Origin of the sequence: Nocardiopsis eucommiae (assembly GCF_965344335.1) — a bacterium.
GTDB lineage: Bacteria > Actinomycetota > Actinomycetes > Streptosporangiales > Streptosporangiaceae > Nocardiopsis > Nocardiopsis eucommiae.
On the sequence record NZ_CBDRIY010000029.1, the window covers coordinates 38,887 to 63,711 of the forward strand.

General features: G+C 66.8%; 23 protein-coding genes and 1 pseudogene. 13 read left to right on the forward strand and 11 right to left on the reverse strand.

Annotated features, from left to right (window positions below; all coding sequences use genetic code 11):
* Positions 1–11: 11 nt before the first annotated feature.
* A complete protein-coding gene (locus ACRWK8_RS18565; protein ID WP_378735911.1) occupies positions 12–923 on the reverse strand; it encodes an aminoglycoside phosphotransferase/kinase family protein in 912 nt (303 codons plus the stop codon).
* Positions 924–984: 61 nt separating this feature from the next.
* The gene (locus ACRWK8_RS18570) at positions 985–1,728 is read right to left on the reverse strand and encodes a hypothetical protein (protein ID WP_431871812.1); all 744 of its coding nucleotides are present in this window, start codon (positions 1,726–1,728) and stop codon (positions 985–987) included.
* Positions 1,729–1,940: 212 nt separating this feature from the next.
* On the opposite strand from ACRWK8_RS18570, the gene ACRWK8_RS18575 reads away from it, so the two are divergent.
* Positions 1,941–3,224 (forward strand): NsdA family TPR-like regulatory protein, encoded by a 1,284-nt coding sequence (locus ACRWK8_RS18575; protein ID WP_431871869.1) that lies wholly within the window; start codon positions 1,941–1,943, stop codon positions 3,222–3,224.
* Between the two features lie 44 nt (positions 3,225–3,268).
* Here the strand turns inward: ACRWK8_RS18575 and ACRWK8_RS18580 are convergent, their stop codons facing one another.
* The 5 genes and pseudogenes from ACRWK8_RS18580 to ACRWK8_RS18600 all read right to left on the reverse strand — a co-directional run bounded on the left by ACRWK8_RS18580 (position 3,269) and on the right by ACRWK8_RS18600 (position 10,539).
* Positions 3,269–3,799: an NUDIX hydrolase gene (locus ACRWK8_RS18580; RefSeq protein WP_431871814.1), complete on the reverse strand. Its 531-nt coding sequence runs from the start codon at positions 3,797–3,799 to the stop codon at positions 3,269–3,271.
* Positions 3,800–4,001: 202 nt separating this feature from the next.
* Positions 4,002–4,793 carry an SAVMC3_10250 family protein gene (locus ACRWK8_RS18585; RefSeq protein ID WP_431871863.1) on the reverse strand — a complete coding sequence of 264 codons (792 nt, stop codon included), beginning with the start codon at positions 4,791–4,793 and terminating at the stop codon, positions 4,002–4,004.
* 607 nt (positions 4,794–5,400) lie between these two features.
* Positions 5,401–5,998 (reverse strand): annotated as a pseudogene (locus tag ACRWK8_RS18590) (tyrosine-type recombinase/integrase); the annotation flags it as partial.
* A 234-nt stretch (positions 5,999–6,232) separates the two neighbouring features.
* The gene (locus ACRWK8_RS18595; RefSeq protein ID WP_431871818.1) at positions 6,233–6,970 is read right to left on the reverse strand and encodes a hypothetical protein; all 738 of its coding nucleotides are present in this window, start codon (positions 6,968–6,970) and stop codon (positions 6,233–6,235) included.
* A 971-nt stretch (positions 6,971–7,941) separates the two neighbouring features.
* The gene (locus ACRWK8_RS18600; protein WP_431871820.1) at positions 7,942–10,539 is read right to left on the reverse strand and encodes a hypothetical protein; all 2,598 of its coding nucleotides are present in this window, start codon (positions 10,537–10,539) and stop codon (positions 7,942–7,944) included.
* Positions 10,540–10,674: 135 nt separating this feature from the next.
* Between ACRWK8_RS18600 and ACRWK8_RS18605 the strand changes: the two genes are divergently transcribed.
* A complete protein-coding gene (locus ACRWK8_RS18605) occupies positions 10,675–11,211 on the forward strand; it encodes a hypothetical protein (RefSeq protein ID WP_431871822.1) in 537 nt (178 codons plus the stop codon).
* Between the two features lie 14 nt (positions 11,212–11,225).
* Here the strand turns inward: ACRWK8_RS18605 and ACRWK8_RS18610 are convergent, their stop codons facing one another.
* A complete protein-coding gene (locus ACRWK8_RS18610) occupies positions 11,226–11,801 on the reverse strand; it encodes a transposase family protein (protein WP_431871824.1) in 576 nt (191 codons plus the stop codon).
* 436 nt (positions 11,802–12,237) lie between these two features.
* On the opposite strand from ACRWK8_RS18610, the gene ACRWK8_RS18615 reads away from it, so the two are divergent.
* The 11 genes from ACRWK8_RS18615 to ACRWK8_RS18665 all read left to right on the forward strand — a co-directional run bounded on the left by ACRWK8_RS18615 (position 12,238) and on the right by ACRWK8_RS18665 (position 21,406).
* Positions 12,238–12,537: a hypothetical protein gene (locus ACRWK8_RS18615; protein WP_431871826.1), complete on the forward strand. Its 300-nt coding sequence runs from the start codon at positions 12,238–12,240 to the stop codon at positions 12,535–12,537.
* 134 nt (positions 12,538–12,671) lie between these two features.
* The gene (locus tag ACRWK8_RS18620) at positions 12,672–13,478 is read left to right on the forward strand and encodes a S1 family peptidase (protein ID WP_431871828.1); all 807 of its coding nucleotides are present in this window, start codon (positions 12,672–12,674) and stop codon (positions 13,476–13,478) included.
* Between the two features lie 277 nt (positions 13,479–13,755).
* On the forward strand, positions 13,756–14,049 hold the full coding sequence (locus tag ACRWK8_RS18625; protein WP_352388595.1) for a lactococcin 972 family bacteriocin: 294 nt from the start codon (positions 13,756–13,758) through the stop codon (positions 14,047–14,049).
* A gap of 8 nt (positions 14,050–14,057) precedes the next feature.
* Positions 14,058–14,360, forward strand: coding sequence for a lactococcin 972 family bacteriocin (locus ACRWK8_RS18630; protein WP_352388593.1), 303 nt, complete (start codon positions 14,058–14,060; stop codon positions 14,358–14,360).
* A 20-nt stretch (positions 14,361–14,380) separates the two neighbouring features.
* Entirely contained in the window at positions 14,381–14,674 is a 294-nt protein-coding gene (locus tag ACRWK8_RS18635; RefSeq protein WP_378735895.1) for a lactococcin 972 family bacteriocin, read from the forward strand.
* Between the two features lie 45 nt (positions 14,675–14,719).
* On the forward strand, positions 14,720–16,765 hold the full coding sequence (locus ACRWK8_RS18640) for a hypothetical protein (RefSeq protein WP_431871831.1): 2,046 nt from the start codon (positions 14,720–14,722) through the stop codon (positions 16,763–16,765).
* A gap of 22 nt (positions 16,766–16,787) precedes the next feature.
* The gene (locus ACRWK8_RS18645; RefSeq protein WP_431871833.1) at positions 16,788–17,474 is read left to right on the forward strand and encodes an ABC transporter ATP-binding protein; all 687 of its coding nucleotides are present in this window, start codon (positions 16,788–16,790) and stop codon (positions 17,472–17,474) included.
* 55 nt (positions 17,475–17,529) lie between these two features.
* On the forward strand, positions 17,530–18,630 hold the full coding sequence (locus tag ACRWK8_RS18650) for an amidase (RefSeq protein ID WP_431871835.1): 1,101 nt from the start codon (positions 17,530–17,532) through the stop codon (positions 18,628–18,630).
* Positions 18,631–18,869: 239 nt separating this feature from the next.
* Positions 18,870–19,337 (forward strand): hypothetical protein, encoded by a 468-nt coding sequence (locus ACRWK8_RS18655; protein WP_431871837.1) that lies wholly within the window; start codon positions 18,870–18,872, stop codon positions 19,335–19,337.
* 4 nt (positions 19,338–19,341) lie between these two features.
* Positions 19,342–20,478, forward strand: coding sequence for a tetrahydrofolate dehydrogenase/cyclohydrolase catalytic domain-containing protein (locus ACRWK8_RS18660; protein WP_431871839.1), 1,137 nt, complete (start codon positions 19,342–19,344; stop codon positions 20,476–20,478).
* Positions 20,479–20,659: 181 nt separating this feature from the next.
* Complete coding sequence (locus tag ACRWK8_RS18665; protein WP_431871841.1) at positions 20,660–21,406, forward strand: hypothetical protein; 747 nt, start codon at positions 20,660–20,662, stop codon at positions 21,404–21,406.
* A gap of 15 nt (positions 21,407–21,421) precedes the next feature.
* Here the strand turns inward: ACRWK8_RS18665 and ACRWK8_RS18670 are convergent, their stop codons facing one another.
* The 3 genes from ACRWK8_RS18670 to ACRWK8_RS18680 all read right to left on the reverse strand — a co-directional run bounded on the left by ACRWK8_RS18670 (position 21,422) and on the right by ACRWK8_RS18680 (position 24,801).
* A complete protein-coding gene (locus tag ACRWK8_RS18670) occupies positions 21,422–22,558 on the reverse strand; it encodes a PQQ-dependent sugar dehydrogenase (protein WP_431871843.1) in 1,137 nt (378 codons plus the stop codon).
* A gap of 48 nt (positions 22,559–22,606) precedes the next feature.
* On the reverse strand, positions 22,607–23,746 hold the full coding sequence (locus tag ACRWK8_RS18675) for an FUSC family protein (protein ID WP_378735884.1): 1,140 nt from the start codon (positions 23,744–23,746) through the stop codon (positions 22,607–22,609).
* A gap of 347 nt (positions 23,747–24,093) precedes the next feature.
* Entirely contained in the window at positions 24,094–24,801 is a 708-nt protein-coding gene (locus ACRWK8_RS18680; RefSeq protein WP_378735882.1) for a Crp/Fnr family transcriptional regulator, read from the reverse strand.
* Positions 24,802–24,825 lie beyond the last annotated feature (24 nt).

A 24,825-nucleotide genomic window follows, 5' to 3' on the forward strand; every position in this document is an offset into this window, starting at 1 on the left:
CACACATCCCGTCAGACGTTGAGGAGCCGGGCCGCTTCTTCGATATGCGTGCGCACGACCCGGGCGTACATGTGGTCATCGGGTTCATGGGCGATCCACAGCGCGGCCTGGGCGAGGTACCACTCGACGATCCACACCCGGTGCCAGCCCAGCGCCCAGTCCTGAGCGGACAGCCCGCCCCGATCAGCCAGGGTTTCCTCGGGCCCTCCGGCCTGGACGTAGCGTTCGAGCAGGGCGCGGGTGCGGTCAGGGTCGGCGGGGTCGATGGTGCCGTGCCAGGAGGCCAGGTCGAGCAGGCCGGGCCCGTGGAATGCGCGGGCGAGGTCGTACATGTGCACCCGGTCCGGGCCGATGATCAGGCTGGTGGGGTGGAATTCGGAGTGCACCCACCCGAACGGGGCCAACGTGGCACCCTGTGCCCTGGCCGGTGCCGCCTTCTCCAGCGACCTCAGAGCGGTTTCGAGGTCGGCGGTGTCGGCCCAGCGGTTGTTCTCGTGCAGCACGGTCAGGGTGCGCAGGGCCCGGCCGGGCAGTGAGGCCAGCCAGTCGGTGTCTCCGGGTGAGAGAAAGTCGGGGACAGCGGCCGAGTGCAGTTGCCGAGCTGCGGTGACCCCGTCGTCATCACCGGCCTGGCGGCAGGGTTGGCCCAGGTCCTCCAGGACCATGCCCAAGGTGGTGCCGCCTCTGGTGGAGGTGAGCACCCGGGGGACGTCGACCCCGGCCTGGCGGGCGGCGATGAGGGCCTCGTCCTCATGTGTGAAGGGTTCACTGGCGCACTTGAAAATCACCGTCCCACCCTCAGGGGATTCGAGGCGTTCGACGTGCGAGAGTGCCCAGCTGTGCAGGACCTCCGTCGAAGTGTTGTCGAAGCCTGCCGCGCCGGTGACCTCCTGGCGCAGCCAGTCGATGTCCTGGGTGTGCACGAACACTCCCCTTCTCTCGTTCGAAGCGCCGGGGCCGTGGGGCCCCGGCGGGCCTGTGTGTTCAGGTGGTGGAGCCGTAGGAGCGCACGGCCTGGATCCACTGGTCGCGGAACTGGGCGAGTTCGTCACGGAAGCGGCCCATGGGGGTGCCGTAGGCCGCGACCACACCACCCTTCTGGGAGGGGGTGGACTGGCAGCCGTGCACTAGTCGGCCGCCCAGGGCGGTGTGGGCCTTGATCGACTCGATCCTGCGGTTCTCGTTGAACAGGCCGCCGTGGAAGACCTCGTCCAAAGCTTGCACGGTGGGCTCGTCCAGGTCGTAGACCACGCGTGCGGTATCGCCGAAGAACCAGGCGGGGCCGACCACGGAGATCCGGCCGTCGGCGTCTACCTTGTTGAGCGCGGTGAGCGTGGATACCTCCGCCAGGATCCTCAGGTGTTCGGCGGTGATCCCGGGGACGTCCAAGGTGGGCAGGTGTTCGGTGCGGAAGAGGTAGCTGTAGACCTTCCAGGCGATCCCCAGGACCTCGGCGGGGTCGTGGGTGATGCGAACGTGGTCCTCGATGAACCGCAGCGCCTTCTGTTCCAGGGCCTCGTCGGAGGACTCCTCCAGGGGCAGCATCCGGTCGGTGACGGTCTGCCAGTCGATGACCCGCCAACCGGTGGACTCCAGGCGGAAGAAGTAGTCCTCGGGCTGAACACTGAGCGTGGGGCCGTCCACCGTGATTCCGGGCAGGCGTTCCCAGCGGGGGTCGAAGCGGTGGTCGGGCAGCTCCACCGTGAACGGAGCGAGTGTGGTCGTCATGCCTGTTCCCTTTCCTCTTCTGCGGCTTCGGGCAGATCCCACCGTCTCGTCGGGGAGCCTTTGCCGAGAAGGCTCGGCCTCGGGGTTCGTGCGTGAGCCCAAGCTGAAGGAGTGCACAGGGGGCGTGCGTTTTCGCGACTTCGTTCCCCACAGGTCGGGGGCGTGCCACACTGCACTCCCCCCGGACACCGCGGAAACACTGTGGAGACGCCGTGCCGCGCACCCCCCAGCCGAACACCCAACTCGCGCAGCTCCTCGACGAGTCAGGTATGCCCGCCAAAGGCCTCGCCCGCCGAGTGGTCTCGCGCGGTGACGAGCTGGGGCTCTCCCTGTCCTACGACCACAACAGCGTGCGCCGCTGGCTGGAAGGGGAACGTCCACAGCAACCGGTCCCCGCACTGATCTCCGGAGTTCTCTCGGAGGCCCTGGGGCGATCCGTCAGCCTGCAAGAGTGCGGCCTGCCCGGCGGGGACGAGCGCTCCCTGGAGTTCCCGCTCTCCTGGACCACGGGTATCTCCACCGCTGGGCAGCTGTACCGGGCCGACGTCGAACGCCGCCGTGTGCTGCTCGGCGGCTACTCCCCCGCCGCTTACCCGAGCGCCACCACACGATGGCTCACCCATCCGCCCTCCCCTGGCCCCGCGCACCGGGGCCGAACCCGGGTCGGACGCCCTGAGATCGCCGCCATCCGGCAAATGACCCGGGCCTTCCGCGACCTCGACAACCGCGTGGGCGGGGGTCGCATCCGCAGCACCGTCGTGCAGTACCTCGACGCCAACGTCACCCCGCTCCTCCACGGCACCTACACCGAAGAGATCGGGCGAGAGCTGTTCTCAGCGGCGGCCGAACTCACCAAGACCGTGGGGTGGATGGCTTACGACTGCGAACAGCACGGCCTGGCCCAGCGATACCTGGTACAGGCCCTGCGCATGGCCAAGACCGCACAGGACGACGGCCTGTGCACCGAGATCCTCGCCGCCATGGGCCACCAGGCCACCTACATCGGCCGATCCGCCGAAGCCGTGGACCTCGCGCGAGCAGCCCAATCAGCAGCCACCCGCACCGGGCATACAGCCCTCATGGCCGAGTGCCACCTCATCGAGGCCCACGGCCACGCGGGCCTGACCGATCACCGAGCGACCTCGGCCTCCCTGCGCGCAGGGGTGAAGGCGTTCGAGGCCGAGGATCCCGATCCTCCGGAGTGGCTGGCCTACTTCGATGAGGCTTACCTCGCGGCCAAGGTCGCGCACTGCTTCCTCGCACTGAACGACGACACCCAGACCGCCGCGTACGCGGAACGCTCCCTGGAGATGAACACCGACTACGTCCGCGGCCGCACGTTCAACCTGCTGATGCTCGCCACCGCTCATGCCCCTAATGAACCTGTGGAGGCCGTTCGAGTAGGTGACCAGGCCCTGGATCTGGTCGAGGGGTTGCAATCCCGTAGAGCCCTGTCCTACCTACGCCGCTTGGGCCACCGCCTCCGCTCCCATTAAAGCTCGCCCACTGTCGAGGAGTTCACCGTGCGCCAGGGAAGCTGTCACACCAGAGTGAGCGCCCGGTACACCGCAACGACCGTGGACGCACCGACGATCTCACCTCGTTCAATCATCTTCACGGCCTCCTCCAGAGACCACCAGCGGATCTCCTGGGCTTCGTTGATGTCCGGAGGGGTGTCGGTCAGGTCAGCACCGCGTGCCAGGTAGATGATCTGGGGTTGGTCCACCGAGCCGATCGCGGGCTGGAAGGTCACCATGTGCTCCATCGAGCGGGGACGCCACCCAGTCTCCTCCTCGACCTCACGCGCAGCCGCGGCCTCGATGTCCTCGGCGCCGTCCACGTATCCGCCCGACAGCTCCCACACCCATCGGTCGATGATGAACCGGTGCCGACGCATCAGGAGCACTTCGCGCTGGTCGTTGACCACCAACGTCATCGCGGCCGGGGGCATCGCCACGACGTACTGCGTGAAGGACACCCCGTCCGGGAGGGTGATGTCGACCGTAGACAGTCGGATGTGCCGATTCTCGTCCACCAGCTTCTCGCCGTGGATCGTCCATTGAGTACTCACACCGGCACAGTAGAGCACGACGCGACTGTCATAGAGCGCGCTGCGTGACAGCGCTCAGACCAACTGCTAGCGATGGGCAGCCTACATTCCCACTTCCTCTGATTACTCCCCCAATGCAATTAAATCTATGATCTTCCCACGCCTTCAATAGCTCATTCCAAAGACTATCGACGTGATTAACCCCACCCCACAGATTGAGCACCTAGATACTCCGAAACCGACGACGCATTCGCTCACGAAAGCTTTTTTTCTTGTGAGAATATTCCAAATATAGCGGCGTCGCCAGAACAACAGAACCAATATATTCATTAGGAGCAATCCAGAGCACTTGCGCCAGACCTTTAAGGTCGGCAGTCTGCGCAGGAGGATGATCCTGAACCGTGATCCTGTGAACTTGTTGAGCAACCCAGTCATAGTGCTCCCTCCTTTGTTCGGACTCCGTCATTCGTGAGCGGATTTTCGGAGTTATAGTTCGCTTCTCTGATTCATCCCTCTCAATCTGCATAACCACATCATCGATCCAGTCGGTATTAGAACCAACGTGGCCACGGTCATGCTCATCCTTATGACCCAGCGGCTCACTTCGAAGCAAGCGTGCATGGCGCGAACTACCACAAAGCAACAGTTTCACAGGGGGACCAACAGAAGAGAATTCAGAACCCGCAAAGAAAATCAGATCATTCGGAGCGCCAGGACTACTGTCGCGATGGCCTGTAGCGTAGTCGAAAGTCAAATCAAATCTAATCCAGGAACCCAGTTTTACGTCAGAATCTCCGAAATCGAACGCGAGTGCACCGAGATGATCAATGAGTGCCTCTAGCTTTACATGCAGCGCGTGGCCGAATCCTCCCTCCTTGCCGAACTCAACACCAGAGGCCAACACGGCCATATTTAGTTTCGCATCAATCTTGGACAAGGAGAGCTCCCCCGAAACATGAGTGAATTCCATCTCCACTTTCCTCTCCGACAGGTATGCCACATTTCGAATCGGCATTAAATCCACTTCCGTTCCTTGTCAAGATTGCCATGAATCTGCGGTTTGATCATCCTAAAACAGCTACAGCGATGGGCTGACATTTCCTTGATCAATAGAGACCAGCCATCCTCTATTGAAGAATCAATAAAAGACACTTCACACAGGCGCGCGACAGGTTCGCGGAGCTGTCGAACGATACATCAAAGTTGAGATCGCGTGCGCTGATTAGTACGGCCCAAAAATAGGACAGATGAGCACCAGTGTGCCACACGAGGAGGGCGATATGGAACACCACAGGGGATTATGGGGATTCGGATCGCATCCTCGCAGGTCGGAGAAATGCGAGGTCGTTCATGAAAAGCATTTTTGGCCCTCCGGGCCGATGAGTCGCGTGGAGCTTATATCGCATCCTTCCCGCCCGCTACATGCAGTGCCCAGATGGCGTGATTCAACCTACGGTGCACCCGTTAGGGTGCACCAAAACGGCAAAGGTCGTGCACCCGGAGGGTGGACGGGGGCCGGTGCAACGCGGGGGAACCGGGGGCAACCGAGTGAGGCGCAGCGACGCGGCCTGGGGATTCTCGTATCTGTGCAGGTCGGCGGGCTGGCGGTGGGCGGAGACATCCGCGTACGGCGGATCGTCGCCGTCGTCCTCGCCCTCGTCCCCGGGCTTGGACCCGTCCGTCCCGTTGGCCCTTAGCTCCTCGGCAGCCCTCTCCCCCAACCGGTCCGCGATCTCCCGCTCCCGCTCGTCGCGCGTGGAGGTAGATCATCGCCGCCCGTGTGCTGGAGTGCCCCATCCGCCGCATCAGCTCCCGCACGGACGCCCCGGCCTCAGCCGCGTAGGTGTTCCCGGTGTGCCGGAGGTCATGGAGGTGAACGTCCTCCAGGCCCACGGCCGCACAGGCGTCCGCCCAGTACTTCGAGAAGTTGCCCCGGCGAAGCTGGTTGCCGCGCACACCCACGAACACGAAACCGTTCGGTCCGGGGGCAGCGAACTCGTCCAGGTGGCGCCGCAGGTCCGGAACGATCAGCTCCGGCAGGGAGACGGTCCGGTACCCCGCCTTGGACTTGGGCTTGCCCTTGTACAGCCCGCCCACGTCCGAGACGGTCTCGCGCACCCGCACCGTCCGAGCGTCCAAGTCCAGGTGCCGACGCCGCAGACCGGCCAGCTCGCCCCACCGCATACTGCCGAACGTCGCCAGCAGGACCAGTGACCGGTATCAAGGCGACGGCGCAAGCGCCATCGCGGGCCCCGACCGAGCGAGGGCGCGGGCTGACGCCCGGTCCCTCGCTCGGTCGGAAGCCAGAAGATAGCGGAGCACCGACGTCGGACTCACAGTAGGAGCGGACAGCACCTGCCTTCCTGGACCGTGGCTACTGGCGCCTGCTTTCCTCCGGCTCACCCAATGAAGAAAAAGAGACAACTTTCCGTTTTTACTTAGCACATCTGATAGCTAGTCACCGACAGCGTTCAAAACCATACCATCATCAATCTCTGAATTCCATGTGACGATATCAATATCGACGGTCGAAGGTTTCTCACTACGAAAGCGCTCAACCATGCGCTGAGGGACAGACAAATTCGTAATGACGACTACCTTACTGAATCCCGCACCAGGAAGGTAGCCTACAAACCGCCTCGCGAAATCCCTTAAGGAATTGGGCTCTTTCAGGTGCTTTGCAATGACTCCGACATCATTGCCTTCTTTGCGGTGGACTACAAAATCAAAAGGCGATCTCACATCTATCGAACTTACAACTGCCCCATTCGGAAGAATTCTTTTCAGGGCTTCCCCGACACGCTTCTCGTAGTCAATAGCCCGTAGGATTCTGGCATTATGAGGGGAATACCCACTTGGATCCCGAGCATAGTCCGTTAGAACACGAGCCAACTCGGACTGCCCCGCTTCGTGAGCTTGGACAGCCTGTTCTTCGATTTTCCGCCTAAATTTCTTCCATACTATTTGGTACTCCCCGGAGCCGAACGTCGACAGCGGAGTTCCCTGAATTCCAATCAGCAAGAAAGCTACTGAAGCAAGCAATAAAATAGCCGTGCCAGCCTGATTGGCCGAAACAAACACAGCATATGCGCCAGTCAGGCCAGAAACAACGCCAACCAATGCAGCTAACAACCGCTGCCAAATGCCCAATTCAAAAGACCAGCCTTCTTCCCCTTGGGGCTCTTGAGTCATGACTCCTCAATTCTAATTATTCCATCAGTCACCGAAGATACCGATGACACGGCGATTATTATTCATGATCTTAACATTATTGGCACGCATTGCCCCAGGGTAGTGCGACTTTCAAGGGAAACAGGTTTTTCGTCTGGGACTGTGGTACCAGAGGGCTGTCCCCTGGACCCCCGGGCCCGCATGGAACCTGGCGCGATGCAGGACGTGCCGGGATACGACCGTTCGCGCCAGAACCCATGCGGGATCGGAACCGTGGTTGCTCTCTCCTGGGGTTACTAGGGCCGTGGTGAGCGCAAGCGTGAACGAACCACAGGACCAGCCCTCATCCCATCCGAGCCGTGCCACATGCGTGCCACACGGGGCGGTCAATGGTGGGGAACCACGGGGAATCGCGGGCAAACGGGCCGTATCCTCGCAGGTAGGTGAAGTGCAAGGTCAGCCGCCAGAGGCGTTCTCGGCTTCCCAAGCTGATAACGCGGGTTCGATTCCCGTCATCCGCTCCACTTCGAGACGGCCCCTGAGCAGCGAACACGGTTCGCACACCAGGGGCCGTCTTCGTGTTCAGGGTGCACCGGCGGGTGCACGGGGCCGCAGATGACGTGCCCAACTCCCGTCATACGTCCGGTTTACAGATGTGGTGGGTGATCGACGAACCCGTCCTCACCTGCCAGATCGACGGTAACAAGGTGAGCGCACCCAGCTCGAACATCTCCTGGAGCTGAGCGAGCATCCCACGATCAACCTCCAGGTGCTCCCGTAGTCCGAGGGCATGAGCCTGTGAAACTAAGGGCAACGAAGTGACGGGCAGTGCCGCTTCTGGGGATCCTCGGGTTTGGGCAGGTCACTCCGGTGGCTTTGGGCTGTTCGATTCCCGTTGTCCGTTCCAGACACGCAGACAGCCAGGTCGCTCGATATTTTCGAGCACCTGACCGTTCACGTTCCCGGAGCACTGAGGGGCGGCCTGTCAGTCACTACTTCGTGGGCCCCTGGTGACCCTTCCCGGACTGTTCCAGATCGCGCGCGTACGCCTCAACCGTGTCCGGGTGCAGCAGCTTCTCGTAGGGACCTGGCGCCATCTTGGGCATCATCACTGAGCCGACCGGCGGACTCCGATCGTAACCATGCTGGTCGTCGTACTGCCCCCAATGGGACCGCCGCCGAGCCCACGATTCGAACGACGGCTTGACGGTTTCCCAAATCGCGCTCGAAGTCCTCGCCGTATTCTCCGGATCCGCGTTCTGATGTCCCTCCGTCTCCTCTACGGGTCTATCGGGTGGCGTCTGAGGCTTCTCTCTGGGCACTAGAGTGCCCTTGATTCCCAAATGTTTCCGTTTGGGAACCTCAGGGGAATTCTTGGTTTTCCGGGGTTCCCTTCTGGGAGTGTCAGGAGCTGGGTACTTCTCAACTCCATGCAATCTGCGGTTGGCGGCTTTCCCAGCTCCACGCGGATTCCGTTGGGGAGTCTCCCCAGTGGCAGGTTCAGCCGGATGGCGGGCTTCGGGAGGCCCTGCCCTCAGTTGGTCGTTAGGGTCCGGATCTGTCGGCCCAGCGGAGGGGTCGGATGTCGGCCCGTCGTCATTGCCCTTGGCGCGGTGCTCCTCCAGGGCCACCGACTGCAGGGCCGTGCCCATGAATCCGGCTGGCACATTGGCGGCCTCCTCCGGCACCGTGGTCACACCGACATCGACGACACGAGCGCTGTCCTCCCTGCTGAAGACATCGGCGGGGAGCAAACGCGAGACGGCACCGGTGACCTCGAACTCGCGCTGGTCGCCCCCCACATCCACCGAGAGGTTGTAACCCAGATACTGGCCGTTGTCATCGAACATCAACCGGCCCTCGACCGCGTCCTTCGAGACCGCCTGGCCCAGGACCTCGTTCAGGACGGGTGGCGCCTTGGGCACCCTGCCCAGACACGCGACGACGGCGCCCGCCTCGACGGTCTTTCTCTCCTGATGGACGATGTTGTTGTCAGCGTCCCTCTTCGTGTCCACAGCCTCCACGTGAACCCGCAGACGGCCATCCGGTCCGGTGGCCGCGTCCAGTGACGAGAGCCGACCATCGATCTTCGTCAGACGCCCGTCGCCGTCGGGGCCGTGCCGCTCTGTCAGCTCCTTGAGCTGAACGGCGTTCTGGAGCACGAACGCCGGTTCGCCGCCCAGAATCGTGACACGGGCGTTCGGGTTCTCCTGGAGGATGGCTTCAACCACTGAAGCGCCCGTGCCTCCCATGCCGACCACCAGCCAGTGGTCAGTGGCATGGGCCTCGAAGCGCCCTTCGCCAACCTCGTCGCCCAGCAGAACCCGATCTGGGTCCAGTTCACGGGTGCGATCCCAGTGCGCCGTGGCGTCGAGGGTCGTCAGCGCATCGCTGACGTTCTTGTCATCGGACGCTCGCAATTCCGACAGCACATCCGCGGACTCCAGGGTGTCAAGCGCGCTCTGCGCCGAGCCCTCACCCGCCGAAAGCCTGGCGAGGGCCTGTGTGACCTCGGCTGTCTGGGGATGCGATCGCGCCGACAGGTGATCCGAGATCTTGTCGGTGGCGTCGGGAACCGTTGGCACGCCTCTCGCGACCCCCGGAACCAGCTCTGGCTGGAATCCGGTCGCGATCAGCGGTTTGCCTTCGACCTCGATCGTCACCGGATCCGAGTCGGCGGATGGACGAATCTCGGCCAGGAGCCTGTTTCGGTCATCGAAGTACAAGCGCGTCATGCCGTCGATCACAGGCCCCTGGGCGGCGATCTCGTTCTCCCACAGTTGCAGCGCCGGACGAGGGACGCGCTCGGTGCGGTTCGCGAACTGGTAGGGGTCGCCCATGCCCGTGGTTCGCAGATGGTCCATGTGGTCGGCCGTCTGCACGATTCTCTGGATCGGGTCGACGTGCCAGCGTCCCCGCCCATCGACGAGGAGTCGGTCGGGATCACGCGCGGCCAAGGCCGCACCACCGCCGACCATGACAGGACGCTTCGGGTACTCCCCGGCTGGCAGGGAAGCCGCTTCGCGACGGAGTTCCTCGAGGGTCCCGCGACTCACGCGATCGCGTTCAGCCCCGGCCCGCTCCACCGCGGTGGGAAGCTCGGCCCTGCTGATCCTTCGCCCGTCGGGGTGGGTTCCCGGCATCGCGTAGTGGAAACGCTCCGGCAACAACCTGCGACGGCCGATGTCCGAGGTCGCACGGAGTCCCAGGCCCCGGCTGTGACCGGCTGCGGCGGCTCGGCTTTCGGCCTCCACCAGTCCCGCATACTCTCGCTTGTCCTCCAGCTCCTCCAGACTCGCAAGGAGAACCGTGTCGACGTCCCTGATATCCAGTTGATCGGAGAGCAGAATGACATGGTTGTCCGAGGACGTGTTCCCGTAAACGCGGACGAGCTCGTTGTCCGGAAGTGGCCCCGCGTCAACACGGATCGTGAGGGGGGTGTTGTTCGAGTCGCCGAGAGCAAAGAATTCGCGGCGACCCTCACGTTTCTGCTCGATCTGCAGAAAGGCTTCGCCGAACTCCTCCCTCACGATCCGGGGGAGCCGATCCTTAGCCGCGGCCCGTATCGCCTCAGGGTCTCGTTCGGGCACGATGCTCCCTTCGAGTGAACATTGCGTCGCCACCTCCGCACCGCGCATCGAGGTCCGCGCGGCCACCGATCCCCTGTCACCGTCATGACCGGACACCAGTCGTCGACAGGGACGATTCCCGATAGTATCGCGACCATGTTGTACGCACGATCCATCCGAGAGGCCCGCCTCTATCTACAGCTTCACCTGTGCTCATGTGATTACCCCATCCTGGATCAGGTAGATCACTGGTTGGAGAAGCGTGACGGAGTGTTCGTCGCTGTCTACGAGGGGCAGTGCGAACGCTGTTCCGGGTCAGGCCGGTATGAGTTCGAACTCGAGACCAGAGAACGAGCACGTTACCCGGCAATCGGTGGAAGTACGCCATCGCGCATCATCGATCCGGGAGAGTTCCTGTGGCTCAGTGACAGAGGAGCGTCGGAAGTCCCGGTGGATGTCACGGGTCTCTCGAAGGAGGAACTCCGTGTGGCCCGTTACCTCATGCAGCGTGCGGTCGTCATGCTTGAAGAGGTCCTGAAGTTCATTCCGGAAGGGGCCGACGAGGTTCCGGAAAGTGCGTTCTTCTCTGACCTGGGAAGATCCCTCAGGGAGGAATCACCTGAGCGCTTCCACCGTGAGGAGATCAACACGCGCCTTGCTTACTACCACAGTGGTATGGCAGAGCTTGAGTAAGCATTGAGCGCTTTTCATCCTGCTTCTCGGAGTTGAAGTACGAGCACGGCCCGGGTGATCACTCCGGCCCGGTGCGGGCAGCACCGCAGCCGACGTAGGACCTCCCAGTTCTTGAACTGGGCGAATGCCCGTTCCCCGAGGCTGCGCAGGTTGGCGTGCTCGGAGTTGGCGTCATTCTTCCACTGCGGCTTGCCGCAGCCCTCGAACGGGCAGAACACGGTCTCCGACACGCCCACGTACCCCTTGTCGCCCAGGCCGAGCAGGCCCGAGGCCTTGATGCGTTCGGCGATCCTCCACACCCGGGCGGCTCTGGTGTCGTGCACCGATCCGAGCAGCGACCACGACGTCCACAGGGGTTCCCCGTCCGGTGCGGCCACGACCTGGACGTTCATGCCGTGCTGCTTGGGCTTGCCGGAAGAGAACGGGCGGTCGGCCGCGACACGGTCGCAGGCGATGAGCGGGCCGTCGACGATCACGTACCCCCATCCCTTGCGGCGTGCACGGCGCAGCCCCTGTTCCAGGGTGGGTGCCTGCTCGGCGAGCAGGGCCGTGGTCTCGCGCACGTACCGCCAGGCTGTGGTGGCGCCCACCTCGAAACCGGCCGCAACCTGAGTGAACGTCTCGCCTTGCACAAGTGACGGGTAGTTCCACTGCCTGCTGATTCTCGTATTTTGGCAGGTCACGCCACTCACGGTGGGCGGTTCGATTCCCGTCATCCGCTCCGGCTTTGAGACGGCCCCTGAGCAGCGAACACGGTTCGCACGCCAGGGGCCGTTCTCGTGTTCGGGGGCGCCCGGGCCACGGGTGACGCGCGCAGCTCCCGTCGGCCGCCCCGGCCGTTGCTCTTCCCCGGTCGCCGTGCCACAAGCCCGGGTGAGCGACCTGTGCCCGAGAACACCCGCTTCGGCCAGGCCGGATGACGAGGACCATGGCCCGTTCCGGGTGGAGGACACGCAGGGTTCGGGGGCGGGCCTGCGGGCGGTGTTCTGGGAGTGTGGTGGGGTCAGCCTTCTCCCGGGAGCGCGTATGAGTCCGACGACGGCCCACGCCGGGTACAGCCACCTGTTCCCCGGAGCCCGGGTGTTCGTCGAGACCACGGCCGAGGACATCGACCGGCTGCCGGAGTCGTTTCCCCTGGGGTTCTCCGACGGTTCGCGATCGACCGCCCGTGTTCTGGGGGACGGCGACTCCCGGGTCCTGGCGGTGGAGGGCTACACCACGGAGAGGGGAACGCACCTCGACGAGCGCGTGTGGGTGATCGGCGCCGTCGAGTTCGAGTCCGAGGGGATCGGGCTGACTCTCGGCTCCCGCCTCCCGTTGGGTTGACCTTCCGTAGCCCCCGCGCCGTCGTGCGCGTACTTTCGTCGGACGCCCAGGTGGTCCCCGCGGCCGATGTTCCGCAGGGTTCCGCTCCCTAGCTTGGAGTGGACGGAACGCGAACACGGGACGGAAGGTCTGGCATGGCGGACAGCCGCAGGAGCACGACGATCGCCGGAGCACTGGGAGTAGGGGCGTTCCTGGGGGCGACCGCGCTGGCCGCACCGGCCGTCGCGGTCATCGGTGGTGTCGACGCCACCGAGGGGTACGAGTTCGTGACGGCCCTGTACGACGACAACGACCAGCACCTGTGCGGGGGCGCGCTGGTCGACGAGGAGTGGGTCCTCACCGCGGGCCACTGCACCGCCCCCGAGCAGCTCACCGTGCGGGTGGGCAGCACCGACGTGAACGCGGGCGGCAGCGAGCGCACCGTCGTGGAGGTCGTTTTCCACCCCGAGTACGAGGTGGAGGACGTCAGCGACGATCCCGACTACCCGCTCTCGCAGTACCTGCTGCGCAACGACCTCGCGCTGCTCAGACTGGACTCCCCGGTCGAGCAGACCCCCGTCGGCATCGGGGAGGAGTCGGCCGCTCCAGGCGCCGAGGTGCGCGGGCTGGGGTGGGGGATGCTCGACGAGTTCGGTGAGGAGGGGAAGCCGGACACCCTCCAGCAGCTGGACACCGAGGTCGTCTCCCCGGACCGCTGCGCGGAGATGGACCCCGAGGGCGACCTCTGCTCGGAGCACCCGACCGACGAGGCGCAGATGTGCATCTCCGACTCCGGCGGCCCCCTGGTCCGCGAGGTGGAGGGGAACTGGGAGCTGGTCGGTGTCGTCAGCCGTGACGGCGACTTCGACGAGAGCCCCCTCTGCGTGGGCCCGATGGTCTTCACGGACCCTGTGGCACACGCGGACTGGATCACCGCCACCGTAGACGGCGTGCGGGGCTGACGCCCGGCCCCGCGAGGCCCCGACCCTCCTGGGTCGGGGCCTCGCGGTGTTCTTTCCACAGCCTGTGGACAGACCACCGGACATCCGATTCGCGAACCCCGTTACCCCAGGTCGGAGCGGTTGTCTGGATCGTGTCCGCATCCGGCCACAAAAAGGAGAACACCTGCAAGGGCGCGGTAGTAATGGATTTCAGAGGGGCAATGCTTCTCCCTCCTCTGTGAATTCTCCCATTCTCCGTTTCTGATGTGACGGAGAACGACAGGACCGGGGTTCTCGAATGCGGAAAACAGTCAACCAGGGAATCGTCACCGTGCTCGTCGTCGTGGGTCTCACCGCCGGGGCCGCGGGCGTGGCCCTCGCCGGAACCCGGATCGGCGGCGGCACCTGGTACCACGGGGTCACGGTCTCCTCCGTGTACTCGAACTACCACCACTCCAGCAACTGCCACGGGTCCACCGCGGTGGGCACCTACACCGACCGTTCCAGGAACGCCGCCCCCGGACACACCTCCTACGCCAGCGCCCCCAGGGCCTGGACCAACAACCAGTCGTACTACCGCAACGGCTGCTAGGGGGCCCCGTGAACACCGCCGCACGTGCTCTCGCCACCGCCCTCACCGCCGCCGGGATCGCCCTGGGCGGCGGCACCGCCGCACTGGCCGCTCATTCCTATGTGGGCGGCGGTGAATGGATCTGGGGAATCACCGGAATTCCCGGATCCGGCGAGGTCTACTCCCATTACCGCCACGGTTCCTCCTGTCACGGGGCCACCGCCGTGGGATCGCGCACCGTCCGGGTGAACGGAAACGCCGGGCAGTGGGCCCGCGCCAACGCACCGCGCGCCAACGGAAACAACCAGAGCTACTGGCGCAACAACTGTTAGACCCCGGCAGGGAGCCCTCGATGAAAGCCCTCCTCCGACTGTCCGTCACCGTGGTCACCGTCGTCGTCCTCGCGGCCGGAACCGCCCTCGCCCAGACCTCCCACGTCGGCGGCGGGGTGTGGGAGCGCAGCCTCACCGGAGTCCCCGGGCAGGGGTTCGTCCGGTCCCACTACCTGCATCCGAAGAACTGCCACGGAGCCACCGCCGTGGGTACCCACACCGAGCGGGTCAACGCCTCGGCCGGTATCTGGGCCAGAGCCGAGGCCGCACGGGCCATGGCCAACAACCAGCAGTACTGGCGCGACGGCTGCTGATCCGCTCCCGGGACCACGGGGTTCCCTCCCTGACAGGACCGCCAGGTGCCCAACCGGACCCTCTCCTTCGCCTACACCGCCTGCGTGGCCTTCGCCGCGCTGCTCGCCTTCCTCCTGGCCGCCACCGCCGAACAGACCGTGCACGTGCTCGACGACCCGGACCTCGTGTGGATCACCCAGAGCGACGGCACCCACGCCACCGACGAGGTGGCGCGCACGGTGCGGGAGGTCGCGGACGCCCATGACGCCGCCATCGGCTACAGCGTCCTGGACGTCCGTACCCCGTCCTCGTTGGCCCACCTGTACCTGGCTGTCTCCGACCCCGGATCGCGGTACGGCCGTTGGCTGGACGAGGGGTATCCGTCCTTCAGCCGGTCCTTCACCGTCCGGACCCACCCCATCGAGGAGTTCCGGGAGGTGGGGCCGCACGGCTACTACCTGGTGTTCGGTGCCCCGGACGCCGCTCCCGCGCTGCGCGAGGCGCTGGCCGGGCACGGACTGACCGAGGCACCCGGCGTCCAGAGGACCCGGCTGTGGCACTTCCTCGCCGGCGGGCACCTGTGGCACCTGGTGGCCGTCGCCGTGCTCACCACGGTCACCGCCACCGGGGCCGGGGTCCTGCTCGCCTCCCGGGACCACGCCGTCCGGCGGCTCCAGGGACACTCCTACGGGCGGCTGCTCCTCGGGGAGCTGCGCGGGGTACTGCGGTTGTGGGCGGTCGTCCTGCCCGTGTCGGCGGTGGTCGTGCTGGGGCTCCTCGGTCTCTACAACGGAGGAGCGCAGCTCGGCTTCTACACGGTGCTGGCGCTGGCCCTCCTCGCCTCGCTCGCCCTGCCCTGCCTCATCACGCACGCGGTGGTGCTGGCCCTGGTCGGCACCACCGGCATCCTGCCCGCGCTCCAGGGGCGGCTGCCCGTGCGCGGCACCACCGCCGCCGTCTACCTGGTACGCGTCCCGGCGTTCGCGCTGACCCTCGTGCTGATCGGCTCGGTGGTCACCACGGCGCGGGAGGTCCGGGACCACCGGCTCGGCCTGGAGCTCCACGACCGGTACGGGCAGACGTCCCGACCCGCGCTGAGCGCCAACTACGGGTGGGCGGACGAACAGGCCGTGGACGACACGCTCGGCCCGTGGCTGCGGAGAGCCGACGCGGAGGGCGACCTGGTCCTGGCCGTCCAGATGCGCCTCTCCGAGATCGTTCCGGCCGGAGGCACCCCGCCCCAGGACCGTCCGGTGCTCCTGGTCAACGACACCTATCTGACCGAGGAGGAGGTCCTCTCCCCCGACGGGAAGCGGTACGGACCGGCCGCGACCGTGCGGGTCCTCCTGCCCGCGTCCGTCTGCGGGTCCACCGAGCCACTGGTCGAGGGGGTGACGGGGTGGCTGGAGGTCAACGGCGACCCGGGCGACCGGTTCGACGTGCGGGTCCTGCCCATCGCCGACAACCAGACCCTGTTCACCTACGGCGCGCAGGAACGCCTCGGCGGCGCACTGCCCCTCCTGCACGAACCCCTGCTCATCGCCCTGCCGAACGGCGTCATCCTGTCCGACAACTCCTACGTCAACCACATGTCCGCGAGACAGACGGTCTTCCCCGACCCCGGGGTGGTGGAGGCGTTCCGCGCGCGGAGTCCGGAGGCCGCCCGCTACGTCTCGATGGTCGAGACCCTGGGCACCAGCGCGCGCAGAGCCCACGCCGTCGCCGTGCACGCCCTGCGCACCGAGGCGTTCAACCTGGTCGGCGCGGGCGCCGTGCTCCTGCTGACCGCCATGGCCGCCTGCGTGGTCCACGTGCGTGCCCGGGCACAGGAGATCTTCGTCCGGCACATCAGCGGGTGGGGGTTCCTGGCCACGCACCGCCGCCTGTTGTCCACGGAGGCCGTCCTCGCGGTGGGCTTCGTGGGCTGGGCCGTGGCGAGCACCGCCGTCGGCCTGTCCGCTCGGGACGACCCGGCACGACCGGGCACTCCGGTCACCGGAGCCGAACCGTTGCACGCGGCGGGCATCGCCCTGGCCTCGCTCGGCCTCACCCTGGGCGTGCTCGCCCTCCTCCACCGCCGCATCGTCCGTGAGGGCGCCACCCGGTGCTGAACCCCGACCCACAAGGAGACGCATGCTCACCCTGACCGGTCTGACCCGGACCTTCGGCCGTCGTGTCCTGTGGCGGGACCTCGACCTGACCGTCGAACCGGGCCGCCTCCTCGCGCTGGTCGGCGCCAGTGGCTCGGGCAAGACCACCCTGCTCAACTGCATGGGGCTCTTGGACCGGCCCACCAGCGGGCGGATCGAGTTCCGGGGCACGGACCTCACCCGCCTGGGCGCGCGCGGGCAGCGCCGCTTCCGCCGTGACCACCTGGGATACCTCTTCCAGAACTACGCCCTGATGGAGAACGCGACCGTCCGGGCCAACCTGGCCGTCGCCCGCCCGCGTGGACCCCGGACGGACCGCTCGGCGGCGCTGGCCCGGGTGGGCCTCGCCGGACGGGAGGGGGAGCGCGCGCACCACCTGTCCGGTGGCGAACAGCAGCGTGTGGCGTTGGCCCGGTTGCTGGTCAAGCAGCCCTCCCTGGTGCTCGCGGACGAACCGACCGGGGCACTGGACGGTGACAACGGCGCGATGGTGGTGGACGTCCTGCGCGACATGAGCCGGGAGGGCCGCGCGGTGGTCATCGCCACCCATGACCCGGCCGTCCGCGACGCCTGCGACGCCGTCCACGTCTTGGAGCCACCGAGACCGTCGGTGCGACCGGGGTGCCGGAAGGGCCGCGTTCCAGCCCCCTCGGTGTCGCGACCGCACTAGTCTCGATTCGGTGAGGAACGAGACACCACCGACGGCGAGTGAAACCGCGGACCGGGTGACGCGTGGTGAGGCGAGCGCGGTCGAGACCGTACGGGAGGCGCTGGAGGCCGTCGAGCGGATCGGGCACCTGCGCGCCTTCGTCGAGGTCTGGCCGGAGTCGGCGCTGGAGTGCGCGGCCCGGGTGGACGCGGCCGTGGCCAGCGGCGGTGTCCACCTGCCCCTGGCCGGGGTGCCCCTGGCCGTCAAGGCCTCCGAGGGGACCGGCTCCCACCAGGCCCGGCGGTTGGTCGCCGCCGGTGCGGTACCGGTCGGTTCCACCTCCGTGCCCGGCCCCGGCACCCCGTGGAAGACCTGGGGAGACAACGGCAAGGGGCCCACGCTCAACCCCTGGAACGGCGATCGGGTCCCCGGGGGCTCCTCCGCCGGGTCAGCCGTCGCGGTGGCCACGGGAGCGGTCCCGTTGGCGACCGCGAGCGACGGCGCCGGATCCACCCGGATCCCCGCGGCCTGGTGCGGGGTGATCGGCTACAAACCGACCACCGGGCTGCTTCCGGCCCGGGACCGGGCCGGGCTGACGGTCGGCGGGCCGATCGCGCGGACGGTCGCGGACGTCGAGCTGTACCGGAGCGCCGTGCTCGGTGGCCGTCCCGTGGCCACTCCACCGCGCCCGCGCGTCGCGTGGTCACCGACCCTGGGGTTCAACGCACCGGATCCGGAGGTGGTGGAGCTCGCGGAACGGGCGCTGCGACGCTGGGCCCGTTCCTCCGGCGCGACGGTGTCAGTGCCCCGGCTCGCGCTCACCGATCCCGCGGAGACCTGGCTCGCCCGACGGGAGCGGGGCCACCCCGCCGGTGTCCCCTCCGAGGACCTCTCCGCGCTGGACGCCGTCCTGTCCTCCGTGGACCTGCTCGCCACGCCCACGACCCCGAACCGGGCCCATCCGCACGCGGGGCCGGGCGAGGTGATGAGCGTGGGCTACACCTGGTTGTTCAACCTCACCGGGCACCCGGCCCTGAGCCTGCCCGCCGGGCTCACCGGGGACGGTCTGCCCGTGGGTCTGCACCTCGTTGCGCGACACCAAGAGGACTCGCTCCTCCTCGCCGCCGCCAGGGACGCCGAACGTGCCCTGTCTCCCTGGCCGCTCCTGGACACTTGAATGTCCCCTGAACAGCACGGCCTTCCCCGCCGCAGGGCAATCCGCACCGGGGGTACCGACCAACCGACCCCAGAAAACGTCGTCAGCCAGCATCGACGGATTGGCCACATGCGGCCCTGGCCCTCCGCCCCCACCCCCCACGCCCTGGAAAAGCATCGCCACCACCAGTAAAGTCATTCCGGCATCCCCCTCAGCGCTGATGCCTCTCACAGCCCCCGGTTCTGGAGCCAGAAGTGATCGTGAGCAAGAAACTCAAAACGAAGACGTCGACTGGTTTCGAACTGACTGTGTTCATCCTGTCGTTCCCCACCCCACACGGCGACGGACGCTGCCTTGTGAACGTCTTCACCAGCCCTTCCGCCAGGGTCTTCGTGCTGTCGGAGATCAAGAGCAACCCCATATCTCGAGTCATGGACGCTCGAATCCCCGAGATTGCCGAGACCCTCCAGAACGACCTCGCGCTCCCTCAACACGAGCAGCTGAGCACGGCCGAGTGGTATACGCACCATGGGCCCTTCTCTTATCACTACATGGAGTTGGGCCCCTCCACCTTCACCACAGTCCCTCTTGGATGGAACGGAACTGCCTACACTGATCCGGTCGAAGGGCGTGAACTGCTCACCACGAGGCAGAAGACCGAACTCGTGAATCGACTCGGCATGCCCAGCGTGGAATCGCAGTTGAAGCATCTAGGCGAGGAGAGCTGACCACGTGCCAGGCAAAGGCGACAACCACATCAAGGGACGCAAGATCCTGAGCCAGGTCAAGCAGGGTCTCGAGCACTACCAGGATCCGATCCGCAGGAGCGGATCATCGATTTCGGTCATCCGATTCACCCCCACCGAGGGCCTGGACAAGGACACCTCGACAAAGCTGGATGCTTCCCGAATATCCGCAGAACAGAAACAGAAGAACTTCACCGCACAGGGCTTCGAATCCAAGGATATCGCCCTCCCCTATGACGTTTCCCTGGCCCAGTTTCGCGAGGAGATCAAGAAAGCCAACGAGGATCCTCGCAGTATCGGTATCATTGTCCAGATGCCTGCCCCTCCCCGACTCATGTCCGGAGTGCAGGAAATCGATTCCGCCAAGGACATCGACGGCCTGCTGGCCGAGAGGTCCCAGCAGCGGGCCTGTGCCACGGCGGACGGAATCACGAGAGTCGCTCTGCCCTTCACCAGCGACGGCGCCAAGGTCGCCGTGATCGGCTCGAAGGGGTTCGTGGGGAGTGGAGTGGTGCGGCTACTCAGGGACAAGGGGATCGAACCGGTCGCGTTGGACCTCGGGGACGATCTCAAGCGGGCACGTGAGTGCGATGTGATCATCAGCGTCACGGGGTCACCGGGGATCATCGGGCCCGATGTGATCGGCCCGCACCACCGGGCAGTCGTGGAGTCCGGCTTTGTGCCGCAGCCTGGCGGGAAGGTCCTGGGAGACGTCAGGCATGAGGCCTACGATCTCCCGCAACGGATCACACCGGTTCCCGGGGGAATCGGCCCCGTGGAGATGGCAGTTCTCGTGGAGCGCGGCATCCAGAACAGTGTGGACAAGAACCTGAAAAGCTGGAGCTACGACGGGCAGAACGTCACGGCAGGTGTGAGTACGGACCCCACGTTCGCACGGCCGAATCGGGAACCTGTCGAGATACGCGACCAGGCCGCGCAAGGGACGGCCAGGTCGAACGAAGCCCCACAACACGGTTCTCTTGACGCCTTGAAGCACATGGCCACGACCGGAGACACCAGATCCGCCGGGGCACTGCGGGCGATGGCGTCGAGCAAGCCGAAACCGCCGGGCCAGAAGAACCTTCAGAGTGACAAGAAGGACGGGCCAGAAGCCGGTTCCTAGTAGTCCGGACCCGACGACGGTCCCAGTGATCGACGCACGCGCGTTTCGGAGATCGTGGAGGGACGGCGGTCACACTCCGGAGATGTAGCATCTGAGGCGGATTCTCCCCCTCGTCCGCGTGTTCCCCGGCCCCCGGAGAAAGCCGTGTGACGGGGCTGCCCCAGACACGGAAACGGACGGCATGGACACGGAAGAGACCCAGGTCATGGCCAGGACGGGCCAGTTCACCACCACGCTGGGCTGGGAGACCGCCGTCAGGGGTCGGGTGGCCGCCGCGGTCGACCGGTTCGCCGGTCCCCTGGCCGACCTCGCGGAGCGCGACGCCAACGACGGCGACACCCGTCTGCTGGTCGCCGACTTCTTCAGCGTCGGGCTGAACTTCAGCAAGTACCAGGACCTGACCACCGAGTACCGCACCAGCGGGGACTCGATCGACTACGCGATCGTCCTCGACGGTGAGCTCTTCGCCCCGGTCGAGGTGCGCCGGATCGGCCAGGACCTGGACCTGCGCAACATCCAGATGGCCCGGCGCCTGGCCGTCGAGCAGGGCGTGGACTGGGTGTTCCTCACCAACGGCCGTGTCTGGCGGGTCTACCACCTGCGGCCCGACGCCGACGGCGGCGCCCCGCAGCCGGTCGTCGTCGTGGACGTGGACCTGTTGGACCAGGACTCCCACGACAGCAACGTCGACGGCCTGTTCCTCCTCACCCGCGAGTCGGTCGAACACGGCCGGTTGGAGGCGATGCGCCGCTGGCGTGAGGCGGCCGAGGCCGCGCCGCTGTCCGGTGCCCTGGTGAGCGACGAGGTGGTGGCGGCCGTGCGCGACCGGTTGCGGGAGAGCGCCGAGCACCCCGGCCACGTCGGTGAGGACGACGAGATCCGCCGTGTCCTGACCGAGGAGGTCATCGCACGGGGCCTGCTCGGCTAGGCAACGGGGCGCCGGTCACTCCAGGGGCACGGTCATGATCCGGTCGTCACCGTCGGCGGGGGAACCCCAGGTGTCGAGGTTGCTGGTGCTCAGCCACAGGGAGTCCCCGCCAGGGGCGGTGACCACCGTGCGGAGTCGGCCGAACTCGTCGACGAAGTGCGGCTCCGGCTCTCCCACGGTGCCGTCGCCGTTGAGGGGGACCTCCCAGAGCCGGGCACCGCGCAGCGCCGCCACGTACAGGGAGTCCCCGGCGATCGCCGCGCCGCTCGGTGAGGCCTCGGCGGGCTCCCAGGTGACCAGCGGGTCCGTGAACTCGTCGCCGCCGCCGGGGCCCTCCACCTCCGGCCAGCCGTAGTTGTTCCCGGCTTCGATCAGGTTGACCTCGTCCAGGGTGTCCTGGCCGAACTCGGTCGCGTACAGGTTCTCCTGGGCGTCCCACGCCAGGCCCTGCACGTTGCGGTGGCCGTAGCTGTACACGTGGTTGTCGAAGGGGTTGTCCGGAGCCGGTTCGCCGTGGGTGGTGATTCGCAGGATCTTCCCGGCCAGGGAGTCGGTGTCCTGCGAGGCGTCCCTCTCCTGGGCGTCGCCGGTGGCCACGTACAGGTGGCCGTCGGGTCCGAAGGCGATCCGGCCGCCGTTGTGCGTGTTCGCGGCGGGGATGCCGTCCAGGATCACCTCGGCCTCGCCGAGGGAGCCGCCGTCGTACTCCGCCCGGACCACCCGGTTGTCCGTGTCTGTCGTGTGGTGGAGGTACACGTAGGGCTGCTCGGGGAAGTCCGGGTCGACGGCCAGGCCGAGCAGTCCGCCCTCGCCCCCGTGCCGGACGCCCTCGACGGTCCCCGCCTCGGTGACCCGGCCGTCCGCGGTCACGTGCGCGACGGCGGCGTCGTCCCGCTGGGCGACCAGGGCGGAGCCGTCGGGTAGGAAGTCGATCCCCCACGGAACGTCGAGGTCGGTGGCCAGGTCCTCGGGCTGGCCGAGGTCGGCTCCCCCGGCCGACTCACCGGGTCGGCCGTCCGCCCCCGATCCGTCAGTCCCCGATCCGTCGGCCCCGGTCGTGGAGCAGGAACCCACGAGGAGGACGGCTCCCATGAGGGAGAGGGTTCGGGTGAGCGGGAGGGGCCGACGGGTGCCCGTGTGTGTCCGGTCCATGTCCGAACCCTGCCCGCTCGGAGCGCGTGTACGCCCTCCGGGCCGGGATCAGCCGCCGTCGCGGCGTTCGGTGTTCTCCTGTCCCTGGTGGATCTCCTCGAAGATCCGCTCGACGTCGGTGATCAGGGCGCTGTAGACCGGCCAGTTCCGGTCGTTCCAGCGCTCGCGCAGCGCGTCGCGTTCCTCGTCCACCAGGCGCAGCGCGTCCTCGACCCGTTCCCGGAGGTCATCGGAGGCGACCGTGTGCCCGGGCTCCTCGGAGTCGTGCACGGAGCGGAAGACGTCCGAGGCCCGGGAGACCAGCGGCGCGAACTCCCGCAGGAAGGCGTCGTCGGGTTCGGGGAAGCGGGAGCCGCCGTGTGTGGTGGTGCGCAGGGTGCGGACGAGGGACTGCACGTGCCGGGAGGCCCGGCTCAGTGCGGCGATCCACTCCCCGTAGGTGTCCAGGTCGCGGGGGTCGGTGCGGGTGCCGGAGACCAGCCGCCGGGGGTTGAGCCGGGTCCGGTCCGCCTGGCGCCGGACCGCCTCCTGGGCGTTGCGGACGGACCCGTCGAGCCCGTCCGAGGCCCGCACCCAGTGGTCCAGATTCAGCCCCGCGCATCCCTCACGCAGTCCCTCGGCCATCTCCCCGGTCAGGGAGCGGAGGCCGTCCGCGAGGTCCCGTACCGCGTTCTCCGCGTCCCGGAACCGGATGGCCGGGGCGAGCACCATGTTGGTGAGCAGTGCCGAGGCGGCACCGACCAGGACCATCAGCAGGAGGTACCCGAGGTCGGCGGCGCTCTCGGCGGTGCCGCCCGCGAGCGCGAAGGCCGCCACCACGGGCAGCTGCACGCCCTGACTGCCGAAGAACCCCGCCTGCCCGGCGACCAGCGCGATCAGGAGCAGCAGGGTGAACGACCACAGTTGGGCTCCGACCGTCAGCCCCGCGAGCCCGGCGAGCAGGGCCCCGGCGAAGACCGCCGCCATGTAGCGGCCCGACTGGAGCACGGAACCGTACACGCTGGGACGGACCACGAGGAGGGCGGTGAAGGGGGCGAACCCGACCTGGCTGGAGGCTCCGAGCTGGGTGCCCACGACCCAGGCGAGGGTGGCCGCGACGGTGCACTTGAGGATGATGACGGCGGTCTCCCGCTCGAACCCGCGCCGTTCCCGGGCACGCCTGACCCTGTCCCGCAGACCTTCGAACATCCTCGCCTCCGTCCTTCCGTGAGCACACACCGTAACGTCGTTCCCCGTAGGGGGCTCGGTTATCGGTTCGCGTCGGAGGACCGTCCCCGTCCACCGTCGGGGGGACAGGAGATCCCCGGTGGCGGGGGACGGCCACCGGGGCGGTGTGGAGACGGGGGGTAGCTGCCGGAATGGTGCCGTCCTCACCACTCCGGCAGCCCGACCGCTCCTCTCCGCACAGGGGAGGGCACCGGAGGAGAGGGTGCTGACAGTGCGGAGCGAGAGGTGGGGCGTGATGCCCTGGTGAAGTCTGTCGCCTACGGTGACCGTGGGACCACCGATCAATCGGCAATTCAGGACAAAAAGGATCACAAAGCGGATTCGAAGACACCGTTCAGGCGCTCCATGTCCACGATCACCACACGCCGGTAGCTGGTGATCAGGAGGCCCTCCGACCGGAAGCGCCGGATCGCGTTGCCCACCGCGTCCGTGCGGGCTCCGACGAGTTTCCCCAGGTCCGTGTGGGAGAGCCGCACCCCCAGGTGGACACCCTCGTCCGTGGGCACCCCGTGGCGCCGCGCCATGTCGACCAGGATCCTCGCCACCCGGGCCTCCACCTCGTAGCCCGCGAACTCCGCCCGCTGGCGGTCCGCGCACTCCTGCCGCTCCCCCATCACGGCGAGCATCGCCCGCCACGCCTCGGGGTGTTCCTCCAGGAAGACCTCGAAGACCTGGTGCGGATAGACCCGGATCGAGTGCGGGGCGCACGAGGTGACCGTCGCGCTGGGCCGCGTGTCCCGGAACATCCCCAGTTCGCCCACGAGGTCGCCCCACCTGCGGATGCCGAACATCGCCTCGGTGCCGTTGCGCAGCACCGACGTGATCTTGACGCACGCCGGGTCCGCCGGGGTGCCGTTCTCCGGCGGACCCAGGAGCATGACCTGTTCCTCGGCGTCGCCCTGGGCGATGAGGACGCGGTTGGCGGGGATGTGTCGTGGCGGCGCGAGCGCGAGGAGACGGTCCACGGTCCGGGGACCGAGCCTGGACATGAAGCTGCCCGGCGGCCAGTCGGTCATGCGTCCTCCGATCATCCCCACAAC

Bases quoted from the DNA above. Each gene is read 5' to 3' on its own strand.
- ACRWK8_RS18670 (WP_431871843.1), bottom strand. From the start codon at position 22,558: ATGGACCGGACACACACGGGCACCCGTCGGCCCCTCCCGCTCACCCGA.
- ACRWK8_RS18585 (WP_431871863.1), bottom strand. From the start codon at position 4,793: ATGCCGATTCGAAATGTGGCATACCTGTCGGAGAGGAAAGTGGAGATG.
- ACRWK8_RS18680 (WP_378735882.1), bottom strand. From the start codon at position 24,801: ATGACCGACTGGCCGCCGGGCAGCTTCATGTCCAGGCTCGGTCCCCGG.
- ACRWK8_RS18595 (WP_431871818.1), bottom strand. From the start codon at position 6,970: ATGACTCAAGAGCCCCAAGGGGAAGAAGGCTGGTCTTTTGAATTGGGC.
- ACRWK8_RS18620 (WP_431871828.1), top strand. From the start codon at position 12,672: ATGGCGGACAGCCGCAGGAGCACGACGATCGCCGGAGCACTGGGAGTA.
- ACRWK8_RS18570 (WP_431871812.1), bottom strand. From the start codon at position 1,728: ATGACGACCACACTCGCTCCGTTCACGGTGGAGCTGCCCGACCACCGC.
- ACRWK8_RS18625 (WP_352388595.1), top strand. From the start codon at position 13,756: ATGCGGAAAACAGTCAACCAGGGAATCGTCACCGTGCTCGTCGTCGTG.
- ACRWK8_RS18665 (WP_431871841.1), top strand. From the start codon at position 20,660: ATGGACACGGAAGAGACCCAGGTCATGGCCAGGACGGGCCAGTTCACC.
- ACRWK8_RS18605 (WP_431871822.1), top strand. From the start codon at position 10,675: ATGTTGTACGCACGATCCATCCGAGAGGCCCGCCTCTATCTACAGCTT.
- ACRWK8_RS18635 (WP_378735895.1), top strand. From the start codon at position 14,381: ATGAAAGCCCTCCTCCGACTGTCCGTCACCGTGGTCACCGTCGTCGTC.
- ACRWK8_RS18645 (WP_431871833.1), top strand. From the start codon at position 16,788: ATGCTCACCCTGACCGGTCTGACCCGGACCTTCGGCCGTCGTGTCCTG.
- ACRWK8_RS18675 (WP_378735884.1), bottom strand. From the start codon at position 23,746: ATGTTCGAAGGTCTGCGGGACAGGGTCAGGCGTGCCCGGGAACGGCGC.
- ACRWK8_RS18615 (WP_431871826.1), top strand. From the start codon at position 12,238: ATGAGTCCGACGACGGCCCACGCCGGGTACAGCCACCTGTTCCCCGGA.